Here is a 15,170-nt window from a genome sequence, read left to right as displayed (position 1 = left end):
TCAAAGCTGCCCTTCGACCCAGCCCTTGACGCCCGCGAGCGCCGCCGGCAGGTTGGCCGGCTCGGTACCGCCGGCCTGCGCCATGTCCGGACGGCCGCCGCCCTTGCCGCCCACCTGCTGGGCCACGAAGTTGACCAGTTCGCCCGCCTTGACCTTCTTGCTGGCGTCGGCGGTCACACCCGCGATCAGGCTGACCTTGCCGCCTTCCACCGACGCGAGCACGATCGCCGCGCTCTTCAGCTTGTCCTTGAGCTTGTCGACCGTTTCGCGCAGCGTCTTCACGTCCGCGCCTTCGAGCGTCGCCGCGAGCACATGCACGCCGCCGATTTCGATCGCCTGGCCCGCGAGTTCGTCGCCCTGGCTCGACGCCATCTTCGACTTCAGCGCGCCCAGTTCCTTCTCGAGCGCCTTCACCTGGTCTTGCACCTGGCCGATGCGCTGCGTGAGTTCCGCCGGTTGTGCCTTCAGCGCGGCCGCGGCCGCGTTGACGCGCGCTTCGAGCTCCTGCACGTAGCGCACCGCGTTGTCGCCCGTGATCGCTTCGACGCGACGGATACCGGCCGCGACGCCGCCTTCCATCACGATCTTGAAGAAACCGATGTCGCCCGAGCGATTCACGTGCGTACCGCCGCACAACTCACGCGAGAAGCCGAGGTCGAGCACGCGCACTTCGTCGCCGTACTTTTCGCCGAACAGCGCCATTGCGCCGCCCTTCACCGCCTCGTCGTACGACATCACACGCACGATGCCGGGCGCGTTCGCCAGCACTTCGGCGTTGACGATTTCCTCGACGCGGCGGATCTGCTCGTCCGTCATCGGCGCGTTGTGGGCGAAGTCGAAGCGGGTCTTGTCGGCGTCGACGAGCGAGCCCTTCTGCTGCACGTGCGAACCGAGCACTTCGCGCAACGCCTTGTGCATCAGGTGCGTGGCCGAGTGGTTGCGCGCCGTGCGGGCGCGGCGCACCGCGTCGATTTCGGCCTTGACGATGTCGCCGAGCTTCAGCGTGCCCTGCTCGAGCGTGCCGTGGTGGCCGACCACGTCGGCCTGAACCTTCAGCGTATCGACGACCGCAAAGCGCGTGCTGGCGTTCGCGAGCACCCCCTGGTCGCCGACCTGGCCGCCCGACTCCGCGTAGAACGGCGTGTGATCGAGCACGACGACCGCCTGCTGGCCGGCCTGCGCCTGCTGCACCGACGCGCCATCGACGTACAGCGCGACGACCTTTGCGTCGTCGAAGACGATTTCTTCGTAGCCGTGGAAGGTGGTCTTCGCGCCCGAGTATTCGAGGCCCTGCGCCATCTTGAACTTGCCCGCCGCGCGAGCCTGCTCGCGCTGACGCGCCATCGCGTCGTCGAACGCGGATTCGTCGACCGTCACTTCGCGCTCGCGGCAGACGTCCGCGGTCAGGTCGAGCGGGAAGCCGTAGGTGTCGTGCAGCTTGAACGCGAGTTCGCCGTCGAGCGTCTTGCCGCTGGTTTTGCCACCTGCGGCGTCGAGATCGGCCAAAGCGGCTTCGAGAATCGACATGCCGTGTTCGATCGTCTCGAAGAAGCGCTCTTCTTCCTGACGCAGCACGTCGGTCACGCGCTGCTCGGCCTGCTTCAGTTCAGGGTAAGCGTCGCCCATCTGCGCGACGAGGTCGGCGACGAGGCGATGGAAGAACGAACCCTTCTTGCCGAGCTTGTAGCCGTGGCGGATCGCGCGGCGCACGATACGGCGCAGCACGTAGCCGCGGCCTTCGTTGCCCGGAATCACGCCGTCGACGATCAGGAACGAGCACGCGCGGATGTGATCGGCGATCACCTTCAGCGAGTTGTTGCCCAGATCGGTCACGCCGGTTTCGCGGCCAGCGGCTTGAATGAGCGCCTGGAACAGGTCGATCTCGTAGTTGCTGTGCACGTGCTGCAGCACCGCGGCGATGCGCTCGAGGCCCATGCCGGTGTCCACGCATTGCTTCGGCAGCGGCGTCATGTTGCCCTGCGCGTCGCGGTTGAACTGCATGAACACGAGGTTCCAGATTTCGATGTAGCGATCGCCGTCTTCCTCGGGCGATCCCGGCGGCCCGCCCCACACGTCCGGGCCGTGGTCGTAGAAGATTTCCGAGCACGGGCCGCACGGGCCGGTGTCGGCCATCTGCCAGAAGTTGTCCGATGCGTAGCGCGCGCCCTTGTTATCGCCGATGCGGACGATGCGCTCGACCGGCACGCCCACTTCCTTCGCCCAGATGTCGTGCGCTTCGTCGTCTTCCTGGTAGACGGTGACCCAGAGCTTGTCTTTGGGCAGCTGGTAGACGCCGGTCAGCAGTTCCCACGCGTAGTGGATCGCGTCGCGCTTGAAGTAGTCGCCGAACGAGAAGTTACCGAGCATCTCGAAGAACGTGTGGTGACGCGCGGTGTAGCCGACGTTCTCGAGGTCGTTGTGCTTGCCGCCGGCGCGCACGCTGCGCTGCGCGGTCGTGGCCCGCGAATACGGACGCGATTCCGCGCCGAGGAACACATCTTTGAACTGCACCATCCCCGAATTGGTGAAGAGCAGTGTCGGGTCGTTGCCGGGCACGAGGCTCGACGAACGGACGATCGTATGGCCCTTCGATTCGAAGAACTTGAGGAATTTCTCGCGGATTTCAGCGGCTTTCATAGCGGGCGGGGGGCGGTCCTGACGGTTCCTGACGGAGACTGGCGGTCGGTGGGATGCGCCAACTGTCGGTTTCTTTAAACGACTGATTATACGGGATCGGCAAGCGCGCGCGGCACCGCGCGCCGCCTGGTTGGCGCTCGCGTGTCCGCTCGTCCGATCCGCGCCATGACGTTCGGCTGACTGCGCCCGCGAGCGCGAATCGCTTAAGATGACTTCCACGAAACTTCGCGCGAAATAACGCATGGCAGCTCGCCGCGCGGCCTGCAACCATCAGGAGACATTCAGGAACATGGGCGCTCTCAGTCACATCCGCGTGCTGGATCTCACCCGCGTGCTCGCCGGTCCGTGGTGCGCGCAGACGCTCGCCGATTTCGGCGCCGACGTCATCAAGATCGAACGCCCCGAGGTCGGCGACGACACGCGCCACTGGGGGCCTCCCTATCTGAAAACGCCGGACGGCGCGGACACGCGCGAGGCCGCCTACTATCTCGCGGCGAACCGCAACAAGCGCTCGGTCACGCTCGACATCGCGTCGCCCGAGGGTCAGCGGATCGTGCGCGAACTGGCCGCGCAAAGCGACGTCGTGCTCGAGAACTACAAGGTCGGCCAGTTGAAGAAGTACGGCCTCGACTATGACTCGCTCAAAGAGGTCAAGCCCGACCTGATCTACTGCTCGGTCACGGGCTTCGGGCAGACCGGCCCGTATGCGCAGCGCGCCGGTTACGACTTCATCGTGCAGGGGATCGGCGGCTTCATGAGCATCACCGGCGAGCGTGACGCTCAGCCGGGCGGCGGCCCGCAGAAGGCCGGCGTCGCGATCGCCGACCTGATGACCGGCATGTACTCGACGATCGCGGTGCTGACCGCGCTCACGCACCGCGACCGCACGGGCGTTGGCCAATACATCGACATGGCGCTGCTCGACGTGCAGGTCGCGATGCTCGCCAACATGAACTCGAACTACCTCGCGAGCGGCCAGCCGCCGGCGCGCTGGGGCAATGCGCATCCGAACATCGTGCCCTACCAGACCTTCCAGACCAGCGACGGCTGGATCATCGTCGCGGTCGGCAACGACGGACAGTTCCGCAAGTTCGTCGAAGTGGGCGGCCGCCCGGAACTCGCCGACGACGAGCGTTTCGCAACCAACCCCGCGCGCGTGCGCAACCGCGAACTGCTCGTGCCGATGCTCGCGGACATGGTCCGCCTGCAGGGCAAGCAGCATTGGATCGCGGCGCTCGAAGCGGCCGGCGTGCCGTGCGGGCCGATCAACAACCTCGACGAAGTGTTCGACAACGAGCAGGTGGTCGCGCGCGGTCTGCAGGTCGATCTGCCGCATCCGTCGGGCGGCACGGTCAAGCTCGTGCGCAACCCGATCACCATGACCGGCACGCCGCCGCAGGCGCTGAGCCATCCGCCGCTGCTCGGCGAGCATACCGAGCGGGTGCTGAGCGACGTGCTCGGATACGACGCGCAGACGATTGCCGAGTTGAAGCGCAAAGCGGTGATCTGATCGAGCAGGCGGCGAGACTCAGCGCATCGCCGTTAGCGAAGCCAGCCAGCCGCGCCCCTCGTCCCAATCGTCGAGACCGCTGTCGGCGTTGATGTGGCCGCGCGCGCCGATCCCGATCCAGCGGCTGCCCCACGCGTTCGCGCAGGTTTGTGAAAACGGCACGCCGCCATAAGGATCGTCGCTGCTCGCCACCACGATCGTCGCAAACGGCGGTTGGTGTTCGCTCATCGTGCTTCCCCGTGTTCGGCTTATCGCCCGCTCGCGGGATAGCGCGGCGGGCCGTCTACCGTATCACGCGTGCCACGCCGCCACCACGGGGATCGCTCGCGGGCTCGGGGGTCGTGCCGTCCACGCGGATCATCTGCACGTCGCCGTTGAACGACTGCTGCTCGACCGTAAAGCCGAGCGCCTTCAATTGCGTGGCGAGCTCATCCGGCGCGGGACGGTACGGCTCGAAGTAGATCGTCTTTGGCGGCAGCAGTTGATGATGGAAACGCATCGCGGCGAGCGCGTCCGTCGGTGACATGTCGAAGTCGTACAGATTCGTCATCACCTGGAAGATCGTCGTCAGGATGCGAGAGCCGCCGGGCGTGCCGATCGCTAGCGCGATCTTGCCGTTCTTCAGCAGCAGCGTGGGCGTCATCGACGAAATCGGGCGGCGGCCCGGCGCGATCGCATCCGGCTCGGCATCGGCGGCGCCGGGTGTCGACGCCGCGCCGGTCGCGCCAGCGACGGCTGGCTTGATCACGAAATCGTCCATCGCATCGTTCAGCAGGAACCCGCCGCCGTCCACCACGACGCCCGAGCCGAAATCGCCGTTCAGCGTGTAGGTGTTCGACACCGCGTTGCCCCATTTGTCGACCACCGAGAAATGCGTGGTTTGCGCCTTCTCCGTCGCCGCGCCGCCGTCGACACCGGGTTTCACCGTCGCAGCGGCCGGCGCTTCGTCGGCTTTGACTTCGGCCGCGCGCTGCGCGAGGTAGGCGTCGTCGATCAGCTTCGCGACCGGCGCCGGCGATGCGTCCGGGTCGCCGATATGGCGCTGCCGGTCCGCGAACACGCGATCCTCGATCTGCGCGATCAGATGGATGTACGGCGCTGAATTCAACGCAAGGCCGTCGAACGCCGGCTGCAGATCGGCCCGCATCTTCAGCATCTGGATCAGCCCGAGGCCGCCCGAGCTCGGCGGCGGCGCGGTGATCACGCGGTAGCCGTGCCAGTCGGCCGCGAGCGGCTCGCGCCACAGAGCCTTGTACTGGCTCAGATCCTGGCTCGTGATCAGGCCGTGGCCGTACATCTGCGCGGCGATCATTTGAGCGGTGCGGCCCTCGTAAAACTCGCGGCCGCCGTCGCTCGCGATCCGCCCCAGCGTCTGCGCGAGTTCCGGTTGGCGCAGCATCGCGCCCGCCTTCAGGTTCGCGAAGTAGGCGTCGAAATTGGTTTTGCCGGCGAAACTCTTCGCGGCCGCGTCGCGTCGCTGCTGCAGCCGTGGGTCGACCTGGAAGCCGTCGGTCGCGTAATGGATCGCGGGCGCGAGCACCTGCTTCCATTTGAGCTTGCCGAAGCGCCGCTGCGCTTCCCACATGCCATCGACAGTGCCCGGCACGGCCACCGCGCGATGCCCGACCGTGCTCATGCCCGGCGCCACGTTGCCCTTGTCGTCGAGGTACATCTCGCGGGTCGCCTGCTGCGGCGCGCGCTCGCGATAGTCGAGAAAATACGGCTTGCCGTCGACCAGCAGCGTCATGAAACCGCCGCCGCCGAGGTTGCCCGCATCGGGCCGCGTGACGGCGAGCGTGAAGGCCATCGCAACCGCGGCATCGACCGCGTTGCCGCCTGCGGCGAAAATCTGCTGCGCGGTGTCAGCGCTGTAGCTATCCGGCGCGGCGACGGCCGACGCATCGAGCGCCGGCTTCGGCGCCGGTGTTTTCGCGGCGGCGGACAGCGGCGCGGCCACGTTCACGGCAAGCGCGGCAAACCAGGCCGAAGCGAGCACACGACGGTTACGGCAAGAAAATCGGGCGCTAGCCAAAGCGCGGGCAAAGGGCGCGCGAAACGCGCCGTGCGTCGGGACAGACATCCGAGAAAACTCCGGCAACGAGGCGAGCATGGCACACGAGCAGCGGAGCCTCGTGCAGGAAGATGAAGGACAGCGTGGACGGCTCGGGCAAGCCCGCCCCGCGCGAAGGCCCAGCACAGGCGCGCGGGCCGCGCGCAGCAGCGCATCCTAAGTCGGCGCGGCGCGCGTCGCCAACCCGTTTTACCTCCTGTTACAGCCCCGCGCGCCGGCTTCCCTGACTCCGGCAGCCGCGCCAAACCCACTGCGCCGTTGGCTGCGCGCCGCAACCACCTGCCGCGAACGGGCTCGTCAGGTAGAATTGACGGCTACACGGCACGGGCGCATTGCGCGCCCCCACGGACCCTCATCTTCTCGCATGAATACCGAACGCAACGACGCGCCCGCGACATCCAATTTCATCCGCAACATCATCGACGACGACAACCGCACCGGCAAATGGAGCCAGCGCGTCGAAACGCGCTTCCCGCCGGAGCCGAACGGCTATCTGCACATCGGTCACGCAAAGAGCATCTGCCTGAACTTCGGCGTCGCGCGCAGCTACGGCGGCGTGTGCCATCTGCGCTTCGACGACACCAATCCGGAGAAGGAAAGCGTCGAGTACGTCGAGTCGATCATCGACTCGGTGCGCTGGCTCGGCTTCGAATGGGAAAAGGACCGCACCGAGCATCTGTACTTCGCGAGCGACTACTACGACAAGCTGTACGAGTTCGCGGAGCTGCTGATCCAGCGCGGCAAGGCATACGTGGATAGCCAGTCGGCCGAGGAAATCCGCGCGAACCGCGGCTCGGCCACCGAAGTCGGCACGCCGTCGCGCTTCCGCGAGCGTTCGGTCGCGGAAAACCTCGACCTGTTCCGCCGCATGAAGGCGGGCGAGTTCAAGGAAGGCGAGCACGTGCTGCGCGCGAAGATCGACATGTCGTCGCCGAACTTCAACATGCGCGACCCGGTCATCTACCGCATCCGTTTCGCGCATCACTACCGTACCGGCGACACCTGGTGCGTGTACCCGATGTACGACTACACGCACTGCATCTCGGACGCGCTCGAAAACATCACGCATTCGCTGTGCACGCTCGAATTCGAAGACCACCGCCCACTGTACGACTGGATCCTGAACGAACTCGCCGAGGCCGGTGTCTTCGGGCGTCCGCTGCCGCAGCAAATCGAGTTTTCGCGCCTGAACCTGACCTATGCGATCACCAGCAAGCGCAAGCTGCTGCAACTCGTCAACGAAGGCCATGTGGAAGGCTGGGACGACCCACGCATGCCGACCATCGTCGGCGTGCGCCGGCGTGGCTTCACGCCCGAGTCGATCCAGCTGTTCTGCGAGCGCATCGGCGTGACCAAGGTCGACTCGTGGATCGACATGAGCGTGTTCGAAGGCGCGCTGCGCGACGATCTCGACGAGAAGGCGCCGCGCATCGCCGCCGTGCTCGATCCGGTCAAGCTGATCATCGACAACTTCCCCGAACGCCTTACCGAGCCGTGCCACGCACCGGTGCATCCGCATCATCCGGAACAGGGCATGCGCGAGTTTCCGATTTCGCGCGAGCTGTGGATCGAGCGCGAGGACTTCACGCAGACACCGCCGAAGGGCTACTTCCGCCTGTTCCCCGGCAACAAGGTGCGGCTGCGCTACGGCTACGTGATCGAATGCACGCACGCGGACAAGGACGAGAACGGCAATATCGTCGCGGTGCACTGCAACTACTTCCCGGACAGCAAATCGGGCACCGAAGGCGCGAACAATTACAAGGTCAAGGGCAACATCCACTGGGTCAGCGCGGCGGCCGCGTGCCCGGCCGAAGTGCGCATCTACGACCGGCTGTTCAAGGAACCGCAACCGGACGCCGGCGGCCGCGACTTCCTCGAAGCGCTGAATCCGGACTCGAAACGCGTGGTCCAGGCCTACCTCGAAACCGGCGCGCGCCATGCGCTGCCGGAGCAGCGCTACCAGTTCGAGCGCCACGGCTACTTCGTCGCCGACCGCGTCGATTCGAAGCCGGGTAAGCCCGTATTCAACCGCATCGTCAGTCTGCGCGACAGTTGGGGCAAGCCGGCCTGAGCCCGCGCCAGCGAGGGCCCGGCGTTGCGGGCCCATCCGGGTTGCCGGATGTTTCGATCGACACTCACTGCGCGCTCGCCTGAGCGCGCCGGTCCGGGAGGTCCGATGAAGGTTGCAGACCGCCACGGGGAAGGGTCTGAAGGTAGGGTTCGCATCGCACGGAGCGCGTGCGGCTCACGCTTCCCGCGTCTGCTGCGCGGCATGCACAGCGTGCTGCTTACGCTGGCCGCCTGCGGCGTGCTCGCGTTCACCGGCCCCGCCCGCGCGGATGAACTGACCGGCACGCTGAGAAAGATCCACGACGACGGCGTCGTCGTGCTCGGCGTGCGAGAGGCGTCGATCCCGTTCTCGTACTTCGACGGCAAGCGCACGGTCGGCTACTCGCAGGCGATCGCGATGCAGATCGTCGATGAAATCAGGAAAACGCTCGGCATGGCGCAGCTGCGCGTTCACGAAGTCACGGTCACGTCGTCGAACCGCATGCCGATGCTGCTGAACAACCAGATCGATCTCGAATGCGGCTCGACCACGCACACGGTCGAGCGCGAAAACGTCGCTGCGTTTTCAGACAGCTTTTTCCAGTACGCGGTGCGCATGATCACGCGCAGGAACAGCGGCATCACCGATTTCCCCGATCTGGCCGGCAAGCCGGTCGTGACGACCGCGGGCACGTCCGACGAGCGCCTGCTGCGCAGCCTCAACACCGACAAGCAGTTGAACATGCGCATCATGAGCGTGCGCGACCATCAGGACGCCTTCAACAAGATGAAGGACGGTCACGCGGTGGCGTTCGTGATGGACGAGCCGATCGTCTACGGTTTCAAGGCGACCGACCCGCATCCCGACGATTTCATCGTGACGGGCACGCCGCTTGGCTACGAGGTTTATGCGTGCATGTTCCGCAAGGGCGACGAGCCGTTCCGCGCGCTCGTGAATCGCGTGATCGTGCGCTCGCAGACGTCCGGCGACGCCGAGCGTCTGTATCGGCAGTGGTTCACGCAGCCGATTCCGCCGCATGGCATCAACGTCAATTTCCCGCTGTCGGAGCAGAACCGCGCGTTGTTCGCGCATCCGAACGACCACGCGCTCGATTGAAGGCGGCGTGCGCCGGCTATAGCGACCGGTGCAACTCCGCGAGCGACAGCGTCGTCTCGAAGAGCCGCGTCAGACTACGGCTCGCATAGCGCGGCACCTCTTCGATCGACGCCCAGCGGTAGTCGTCCATTTCGGGGATCAGCGTGCCGTCCGAGCGGCGCGGAAACAGCGACGTGCAGGTGCATCTGCTCAGATCGAGCTCGCCGGCACCCGCGCGCGCCGCGAACAGATGCAGGTCCTTGTCGCGCCGGTAGACGAACAGGCCGAGATCCTTCAGCCGATCGGCCTCGAGCGCGATGCCGGTTTCCTCGACCAGCTCGCGCAGCGCCGTCACGTGCGGCGCCTCGCCGTCCTCGCCCTGGCCTTTCGGGATGTCCCAGTGCGTCGTTTCGGTGGCGTGCGCGAGCAGCACGCGTCCGTCGGGATCGAGCAGCACGATCCCGCACGAGACGATTCGCGGGCTCATCGCGCAGCCTCACTGCATGCACCTCTCGCGCCGCGCTCACGCATGCTCAACGCTTCTGCAGCTGCCAGGCGCCACCTTCCTTGCAGAAGTTCGGACGCAGGTTCATCGATTGCCCTTTCGCATTGAGTACGACCCCGAGGGTGCGGCAGGTGCGTCCGCCGTCGGTCGAGGTGCTGTCCATCGAGATGGTCGCGTCGATCTTCACGCTATTGCCGGTGCCGTCGTTGACCCACGTGAAGCTCTCGCCGTCCTTCCTGTCATTGAGCGCGCTCATGACCGCATGCTTGATCGAGGCGTTGTCACGCTGTCTCATATAAGTGATCGGCGTGTCGCTCAGAAAGCCGAGGTTCGCCGCTTGCGCGCCGATCGCCGCACCGAGCAGGAGGCTCGCGGCACTGAGGCGGAACAGCACACGGGTTCGCGTCGACATGTAGGACTCTCCTCGAAGTGTGCACGGCGCGCACGGGCGCACGGCGGCTTTTGATCCTGACCTCAAAAGCATAGCATGCACACTTCGGCAGGCAGCGCGCCATCGACGCGGCCATCAACGCGCGGCGGCCGTCCCCTGCAGGCGGAACGTGTTGACGACGTCGCGCAGCATCTGCGCCTGCTCCTGCATCGACTGCGCGGCGGCCGCCGCCTGTTCGACCATCGCCGCGTTCTGCTGCGTGGTCTCGTCCATCTGCGCGATCGCGAGATTGACCTGCTCGATGCCGCGGCTCTGCTCGTCGGACGCGGCGGAAATCTCGCTGATGATGTCGGTCACGCGCTTCACCGCATCGACGAGCGACTCCATCGTGCCGCCCGCCTTCTCGACGAGCGTCTTGCCGCTGCCGACGCGCGCGACCGAATCCTCGATCAACGTCTTGATCTCCTTGGCCGCGTCGGCGCTGCGGCGCGCGAGGTTGCGCACCTCGCCCGCGACGACCGCGAAGCCGCGGCCCTCCTCGCCGGCGCGCGCGGCTTCGACGGCCGCGTTCAGCGCGAGGATGTTGGTTTGAAACGCGATGCTTTCGATCACGCCGATGATATCGACCACCCGCGCCGAGCTCGCCGCGATGCTCTGCATGTTCGCGACGACGTGCTGCACGGCCTCGCCGCCCTCGCCCGCGAGCTGCGACGCCGAGCGCGCCATGCGATTGGCCTGCAGGGCGTTGTCGGCGTTCTGCTTGACGGTCGCCGTCAGCTGCTCCATGCTCGCGGCCGTTTCGCCGAGCGACGACGCCTGCTGTTCCGTTCGCGCCGACAGATCGAGATTGCCCGCGGCGATCTCTTCGGCCGCGACCGTGATCGTTTCGGTGCCGCCGCGAATGCGCCGGATCGCGTCGGCGAGGCGGCTTTGCATGCGCTGCATCGCGAACAGCATGCTTTCCTGATCGTCGCCGGCCAGCGTGACCGGGCACGACAGATCGCCGTCTGCGATCGTCTCCGCGACGCTCGCTGCATAGGCGGGCTCGCCGCCGAGACTGCGCTTCACGTTGCGGATGATCAGCACGAGCGCGACGGTGCTGAAGCTGCCGATCGCGAGGATCGTCAGCAGATAGCGCAGCAGGTCGGCGCGGAACGCCGCGTCGATGTCGTTGACGTAGACACCCGAAATCAGATACCAGTCCCACGCGGCAAAGCGCTTGACGAAGCTGATCTTCGGCACGCGCTCGTTGTTGCCGGCGAGGCGGCCCATGTAATCGACGAAGCCCTGCCCGTGCGCCTGCGCGACCTTGACCATTTCGACGAACAGCAGCTTGCCGTCGCTGTCCGCGTAGTGCGACACGTCCTTGTTGCGCAGATCGGCGAGCATCGGATGCATGATCACGACCGGCGTGGCAGTCGACACGATCATGTAGCCGCTGCCGGGGTAGCGCATCGCGGAGAGCCGCGCCAGCGCCTGCTGCCGCGCCTGTTCGGGCGTCAGCTCGTGCTGGTCGGCGCGCTGCGCGTAGTCGGCGACGATGCCGTAGGCGCTTTCCACGACGTTCTGCACCGCCGACTTGCGCTCGGCCAGCATCGTCGCGCGCGACTGCCATGCGGCCCAGCCGCCGAGGCCGAGCAGGCCGAGCCACGTAATCAGCAGCGCGAGCCAGAGTTTGGTGTTGAGGCTAAGTCGGTTCACGCTGATTCCTCCATCGCGGCGCGTCACACGGTTCTGTTGGATTAACGGCGCCGCGCGCGATTTCCTGAGTCGGGAAACACCCGAAGCGAGCCGTACGAACACGCGACAGCCTGACAGCCACCGGGCGCGCAACATGGCACAAAAACAAAAAAGGGTTACAGGCGCGAAACCTGTAACCCTTCGATGATTCTGGTACGGCAGGAGGGGCTCGAATCATTATATAGACACAGAATGGGTTCCGGAGGGGTGTATGAGTGAGTGAACGCCCGTCCGAGTGCGCGCTTTCTGACGGACTTTCAGATTTAAAAACACGCAACCAGTTGCATATTTGTTGCATGTCTGAGCTCGACGCCCAATTCAGCCGAGAGACAAGTGGGCGATATGCCCCTAAAAATAAAAGGCTATTGCTTTGTTACCGCAGTGCGCGCTGCGAAAGTACAGACAATGCTCGGTCATAGCTTCCTTTGAGGAGGCGCGCACTTCTCCATGTCGCGATTATCCGGTTACCGCAGCGAGCACCCCCCACTCCAAGCGGCCACCCCACGGGTGCGCCGGGCCCCTCCATGGGCTGCGGTGCGGTGTTCTCGTTTCGGGCGTGCAGAAATCCACGTCAGGGTTTATACTGATTTCGTCTCCTCCATGTCTCCACATGGATTTCCGGCCCGCCGCGCGCGGGCCGCTTTGTTTTCTGGACGTCGGCACTGTTGGCGGCACCCGCTTCGCCGATTTCCGTGATTTCGCAGCAGTTTTTCGTGCGCTCGCTTTCACCGCCGGGAGACGATGATTTCTTTTCTGTCACGCGGCGCTTCGCGCTCTCGATGCGCCGCGCTGAGACTCAGGCAATGCCGATCGGTCAGCCAGTTATGCTGCACTGGGGAGTGCCAAGACAACTCACGCTAGACCACCGTCTTCGGACGGTTCTTTTCTCAGCGCCTTCTGCGCCGTCTTTCGAGCCGCCTTGCCCGCCGTTTTGGATACCGTCTTTCGAACCGCCTTTTGCGCGCCGGTTCTTTTCAGAGCCTCGAATCGTGAAATAGCATCCTCGAACTCGCGCACCAAGTCGTAAAGGGTGAGGCCAATCGCGCCGCACCAATTCCTGAGCTCCACCACATCGAGTCGACGCTCTCCCCGCTCACACTTTCCGACAGTTGACTGCGTGAGCCCCAGTTTTTCGGCTATCTGCGCTTGGGACAGTCCCCCAGCCGTTCTTGCATTCCGTAGCGTTGCGAGCAGGAGACCGTAGTGCTCCGAGTAGATGGACTTTTGCACAAGCAGACCAAGCTGTTGGAAACAGCAGCAGCTTGCGGCCGAGGCTGAAATAGTCCAAAATCGACTATAGTCGACAATCGACTAATTGCCGTTTGACTGTTTGACGTGAACAAAGCAAAGGCGGGCCACCGCAGATATGTCGTCAGTGCTGGAATGTCTTACACGTGTAACGTGTAGCTACGAACGCGCGCTTGACGCAACCTCGAACTGGTGGCACTCAGCCTGCGGCCTCGCAGGCCGCGCAGTTTAGCTTCGTGGCCTTCGATAGCGGCCCATATGTCAATACTGTGTAAAGCGTGATACAGGAGGTGGGTATGGGAACCGACGGGTGGAGCCAGGGGGACTCAGTCGAGCTACTGCGACTCGCGCGTATCTGTGCTCGCGCTGCCGAGGTGTTTAACGACCTTAGCTTGACAATCGCCTGGCTCAAGACACCGATTGCTGGCCTAGGAGGCGTCACGCCACTGAGCCTTGTCAATACCAAGGTTGGCACCGAAAAGGTGATGGATACGCTCGGTCGGATTGAGCACGGCGTGTTTGGCTAAACTCTCTTGCGCGCACGCGGAAGCGCCTAGACTGCGGGCTGAAGAGGAAACGAAACATCTGTGTGAGCGAGACCTTGCTCCGGAGGCTCCAGAGAACGCTGGGATCTTGCAAATCTTCAAGGGCTACCGGCCATTCCGAGTCGCCTCTTGGTTTGAGTCAACGAACAGCATGCTCCGCGGAAGGCGTCCTCGGGAGGTGCTGGGATCGGATCCGGCAGCAGTGGTTGAAGCAGCCAAAGACCATTAGTGGGACCAACCCATGGCTTAGTCTGTCGCCGACGAGAAGGAACACTCCCATGACCCAGATTGAACCGAAGCAGATCGACGCGTTGGCGGCTGAAGTCTCCAGGCTCTACGCGTCCTTGGAGGACGCCGGCCGTGGGACGTTGGAAGCGCTGCGCGAGACCGATCCAACTATAGTCGAGGAACTCATCGCGACGTTCGAGTCGGAAGACAAGGCAGCGCGCTGGCTCATCAGCCGGACCATCGGTTTCGGCGGCCGCAGCGCAGTGGACTTGCTGGCTCAGGGAGACCGAGAGCAAGTGATGCTGGCGCTGGGTCATCTCCGCTATGGTTTCTGTGCCTGAGCCGGGTACGAGTGACGGCCTAAAGGTCAGACACTCTCGACAGACTTGAGGGAGACGTTCGCCATGATCAACCGAGTCTTGTGCTTCGCTCGGTCGCAGATAAAAAGTTGACCGTTTGGTATCGATGGCCGGCTGGATTGCACTGTGCGCCCCCGCACTTGCGGCCGTAGCCTGCCTGCGCGCGCCGTAATGCGGTAATGCTCGCTTGACGACAGGAGTGTGCTGAAAGCCATGATCATAATCGACCACGTCTACGTTATGGCTAACGAGTCCATGCCGGGCATCTACAAGATCGGATGCAGTAACAACCCTGCCAGACGGGCTTTTGAACTTAGCAGCCCCGCGGGTGTGCCAACACCGTTCTATCTTGTTGGCACGTTCTATCACCCCTCGGCCCAGGCCTACGAGCGTCATGTGCATAAGGAACTTTATGTGCATCGCGTCTCAAAGCAGCGAGAGTTCTTCTGTGGACTAGGTCTTGATCAAATGCTGGCAAAAATTGTGAAGGTCGGGAATCTTCACTACAAGAACTACAAGTTCTGTCTCGACCGCATCGATGCTATATGGACAGACCCGATAGGTGGTCCGCGCATCCGTCAACATTTGAAGCAACTCGGGATCAGCAATCCTGAGGCATACAACGACGCCCATTTCGATGCCCTTGTACAAGTCCTCAATCACATCATTTATGAAGACGACTTGTTCAAAAAATACATAGAGCAGAAAGGTGTGAACAGCTAGCCAGCATCTCCTGACGCGCGGTGCAGAACGCACGAGCAATAAAGTTAATCGAAGTTTGGAACGGT

General features: G+C 64.2%; 14 protein-coding genes. 6 read left to right on the top strand and 8 right to left on the bottom strand.

Annotated elements, in window-relative coordinates; genetic code table 11:
- Positions 1-2,637 carry an alanine--tRNA ligase gene (alaS, locus tag OKW39_RS18200; RefSeq protein WP_187628024.1) on the bottom strand — a complete coding sequence of 879 codons (2,637 nt, stop codon included), beginning with the start codon at positions 2,635-2,637 and terminating at the stop codon, positions 1-3.
- Between the two features lie 289 nt (positions 2,638-2,926).
- Between alaS and OKW39_RS18195 the strand changes: the two genes are divergently transcribed.
- Complete coding sequence (locus tag OKW39_RS18195) at positions 2,927-4,147, top strand: CaiB/BaiF CoA transferase family protein (protein ID WP_429363372.1); 1,221 nt, start codon at positions 2,927-2,929, stop codon at positions 4,145-4,147.
- 18 nt (positions 4,148-4,165) lie between these two features.
- Here OKW39_RS18195 and OKW39_RS18190 read toward each other — a convergent pair whose 3' ends face one another.
- Complete coding sequence (locus tag OKW39_RS18190; protein ID WP_429335044.1) at positions 4,166-4,375, bottom strand: RBBP9/YdeN family alpha/beta hydrolase; 210 nt, start codon at positions 4,373-4,375, stop codon at positions 4,166-4,168.
- Between the two features lie 55 nt (positions 4,376-4,430).
- A complete protein-coding gene (ggt, locus tag OKW39_RS18185) occupies positions 4,431-6,227 on the bottom strand; it encodes a gamma-glutamyltransferase (protein WP_429563190.1) in 1,797 nt (598 codons plus the stop codon).
- A 355-nt stretch (positions 6,228-6,582) separates the two neighbouring features.
- Here ggt and OKW39_RS18180 point away from each other — a divergent pair, with 355 nt between their 5' ends.
- Both OKW39_RS18180 and OKW39_RS18175 read left to right on the top strand, forming a co-directional pair.
- Positions 6,583-8,292: a glutamine--tRNA ligase/YqeY domain fusion protein gene (locus OKW39_RS18180; RefSeq protein ID WP_429335046.1), complete on the top strand. Its 1,710-nt coding sequence runs from the start codon at positions 6,583-6,585 to the stop codon at positions 8,290-8,292.
- A gap of 201 nt (positions 8,293-8,493) precedes the next feature.
- Complete coding sequence (locus OKW39_RS18175; RefSeq protein WP_429563502.1) at positions 8,494-9,387, top strand: transporter substrate-binding domain-containing protein; 894 nt, start codon at positions 8,494-8,496, stop codon at positions 9,385-9,387.
- A gap of 16 nt (positions 9,388-9,403) precedes the next feature.
- On the opposite strand, the gene OKW39_RS18170 is transcribed toward OKW39_RS18175, so the two are convergent.
- The 5 genes from OKW39_RS18170 to OKW39_RS18150 form a co-directional block, all read right to left on the bottom strand.
- Entirely contained in the window at positions 9,404-9,853 is a 450-nt protein-coding gene (locus OKW39_RS18170; protein WP_429363369.1) for an NUDIX hydrolase, read from the bottom strand.
- 46 nt (positions 9,854-9,899) lie between these two features.
- Complete coding sequence (locus OKW39_RS18165; RefSeq protein ID WP_429563189.1) at positions 9,900-10,283, bottom strand: hypothetical protein; 384 nt, start codon at positions 10,281-10,283, stop codon at positions 9,900-9,902.
- A 114-nt stretch (positions 10,284-10,397) separates the two neighbouring features.
- Entirely contained in the window at positions 10,398-11,963 is a 1,566-nt protein-coding gene (locus tag OKW39_RS18160) for a methyl-accepting chemotaxis protein (protein ID WP_187610857.1), read from the bottom strand.
- A gap of 610 nt (positions 11,964-12,573) precedes the next feature.
- Positions 12,574-12,762 (bottom strand): hypothetical protein, encoded by a 189-nt coding sequence (locus OKW39_RS18155; protein WP_429563188.1) that lies wholly within the window; start codon positions 12,760-12,762, stop codon positions 12,574-12,576.
- Positions 12,763-12,854: 92 nt separating this feature from the next.
- Positions 12,855-13,232 (bottom strand): helix-turn-helix domain-containing protein, encoded by a 378-nt coding sequence (locus OKW39_RS18150; protein WP_429563187.1) that lies wholly within the window; start codon positions 13,230-13,232, stop codon positions 12,855-12,857.
- Positions 13,233-13,546: 314 nt separating this feature from the next.
- Between OKW39_RS18150 and OKW39_RS18145 the strand changes: the two genes are divergently transcribed.
- The 3 genes from OKW39_RS18145 (at position 13,547) to OKW39_RS18135 (ending at position 15,105) form a co-directional block, all read left to right on the top strand.
- Complete coding sequence (locus tag OKW39_RS18145) at positions 13,547-13,777, top strand: antitoxin Xre/MbcA/ParS toxin-binding domain-containing protein (RefSeq protein ID WP_429563186.1); 231 nt, start codon at positions 13,547-13,549, stop codon at positions 13,775-13,777.
- 296 nt (positions 13,778-14,073) lie between these two features.
- Positions 14,074-14,364, top strand: coding sequence for an MbcA/ParS/Xre antitoxin family protein (locus OKW39_RS18140; RefSeq protein WP_429563185.1), 291 nt, complete (start codon positions 14,074-14,076; stop codon positions 14,362-14,364).
- Between the two features lie 231 nt (positions 14,365-14,595).
- The gene (locus OKW39_RS18135) at positions 14,596-15,105 is read left to right on the top strand and encodes a GIY-YIG nuclease family protein (RefSeq protein ID WP_429563184.1); all 510 of its coding nucleotides are present in this window, start codon (positions 14,596-14,598) and stop codon (positions 15,103-15,105) included.
- The last annotated feature ends 65 nt before the right edge of the window (positions 15,106-15,170 follow it).

The sequence above is a fragment of the Paraburkholderia sp. MM6662-R1 genome, from assembly GCF_050436245.1.
GTDB classification, from domain to species: domain Bacteria; phylum Pseudomonadota; class Gammaproteobacteria; order Burkholderiales; family Burkholderiaceae; genus Paraburkholderia; species Paraburkholderia tuberum.
The sequence above is the reverse complement of the archived record's forward strand: the minus strand, read 5'-3'. Positions and strand labels throughout refer to the sequence as shown.